Genomic DNA, 1,777 nt, shown 5'->3' with positions numbered 1-1,777 from the left:
AATAAAAATCCATAAGATATCTAAACCAATGAAACAACTTCAGACGACTCTAATTCAGAACTAACTGACCGTGTAGGTATGGACGATCTGGCTGCTGAAATGAAAGGCGGCGACCTGAACTATGACGTAGTTATCGCATCCCCGGATGCCATGCGCGTTGTTGGTCAGTTGGGTCAGATCCTCGGCCCTCGCGGCCTGATGCCTAACCCGAAAGTCGGCACCGTAACTCCAGACGTAGCTACCGCGGTTAAAAACGCCAAGGCTGGTCAGGTTCGTTATCGCACCGACAAAAACGGCATCATCCACACCTCCGTTGGCAAGATGGGCTTCGATGCCGTCAAGCTGAAGGAAAACGTTGAAGCCCTGATCGCTGATCTGAAACGTATCAAGCCTGCTTCCTCGAAAGGTATCTACGTCAAGCGCGTGACCCTGAGCACCACTATGGGCCCAGGTCTGATTATTGATCAGAGCTCGCTGGACGCGTAAGACAAAGACTGGCGCGAGAGATCGCGTCATTCGAAAATTTGGGGTCCCTGCCTGGCGGGGGCTATCCAAGACCGTAGGCGACGCAAGTCTTAAACCAAAAGCCTACGCAGATGGTGCTCCCGGTTCCTTACCGAATCAGACACCAAAACGACATCCGGCTTCGGCCAGATGAAACGGTAACAAGCAGGAGTAAACCCGTGGCAATTTATCTCGAAGACAAGAAGGCCATCGTCGCTGAAGTCAACGAGGCTGCCAAAGTCGCTCTGTCCGCTGTCGTGGTTGATGCACGTGGCGTAACAGTAGGCGCAATGACCGGACTCCGTAAAGAGGCTCGTGAAGCTGGCGTTTACGTACGTGTTGTACGTAACACCCTGCTCAAGCGCGCTGTTGCTGACACTGAATACAGTGTTCTCAACGACGTGTTCACCGGCCCGACCCTGATCGCATTTTCGAACGAACATCCGGGCGCTGCTGCTCGTATTTTCAAAGAATTTGCCAAGGGTCAGGACAAGTTCGAGATCAAGGCAGCTGCGTTCGAGGGCAAGTTCCTCGCAGCTAATCAGATCGACGTACTGGCAACCTTGCCGACCCGTGACGAAGCAATTTCTCAGCTGATGAGCGTGATTCAAGGCGCTACCAGCAAATTGGCTCGTACTCTGGCGGCAATTCGCGACCAGAAAGAAGCAGTCGCAGCCTAAGGCTCGTCGTCTTCTCGCGTTTTTTGTTTATTTCGATGGTCGCGTAGGCCGTCCCCAAATCAGGAATTAGATTCATGTCTATCTCTCAAAACGACATCCTTGAAGCAGTTGGCAACATGTCCGTAATGGAAGTTGTTGAGCTGATCAAAGCTTTCGAAGAAAAATTCGGTGTTACCGCTGCTGCTGCATCGGCTGGTCCAGCTGCTGCTGCCGCTGTTGTTGAAGAGCAAACCGAATTCAACGTCATGCTGCTGGAAGCTGGCGAGAAGAAAGTTAACGTGATCAAGGCAGTACGTGAACTGACCGGTCTGGGCCTGAAAGAAGCCAAGGCTGTAGTTGACGGCGCTCCTGCCATGGTTCTGGAAGCTGTTTCGAAAGACGCAGGCGACAAAGCCAAAGCAACTCTGGAAGAAGCAGGCGCTAAAGTCGAGCTGAAATAAGCATCGACTTTGCTCCTCCAGCCCGAGCGTCAAGCGACAGGCTGATGGCTGGTGGCTCTTGCCACCGGCCTTTTTCCGTTATTGGCAGCCGACTGGGTCGGTGCTGATAACGAGCGGTAACCACCCGATGCGGTGGAGCAAACCATGGGGTTT

2 protein-coding genes and 1 pseudogene are annotated in these 1,777 nt (G+C 52.9%); all 3 read left to right on the top strand.

Going from position 1 to position 1,777, the window contains the following annotated elements:
* Nucleotides 1-66: 66 nt before the first annotated feature.
* Nucleotides 67-486: pseudogene (locus ACIOZM_RS31810) on the top strand (50S ribosomal protein L1); the annotation flags it as partial.
* 197 nt (nucleotides 487-683) lie between these two features.
* Entirely contained in the window at nucleotides 684-1,184 is a 501-nt protein-coding gene (rplJ, locus tag ACIOZM_RS31805; RefSeq protein WP_401221645.1) for a 50S ribosomal protein L10, read from the top strand.
* A 74-nt stretch (nucleotides 1,185-1,258) separates the two neighbouring features.
* The gene (gene rplL / locus ACIOZM_RS31800; protein ID WP_401221642.1) at nucleotides 1,259-1,624 is read left to right on the top strand and encodes a 50S ribosomal protein L7/L12; all 366 of its coding nucleotides are present in this window, start codon (nucleotides 1,259-1,261) and stop codon (nucleotides 1,622-1,624) included.
* Nucleotides 1,625-1,777: the final 153 nt, after the last annotated feature.

The sequence above is a fragment of the Pseudomonas sp. NPDC087346 genome (assembly GCF_044744235.1).
Taxonomy (GTDB): Bacteria; Pseudomonadota; Gammaproteobacteria; order Pseudomonadales; family Pseudomonadaceae; genus Aquipseudomonas.
The sequence above is the reverse complement of the archived record's forward strand: the minus strand, read 5'-3'. Positions and strand labels throughout refer to the sequence as shown.

Excerpts from the sequence above, each read along its gene's own strand:
- rplL (WP_401221642.1), top strand. The coding sequence starts at position 1,259 with ATGTCTATCTCTCAAAACGACATCCTTGAAGCAGTTGGCAACATGTCC.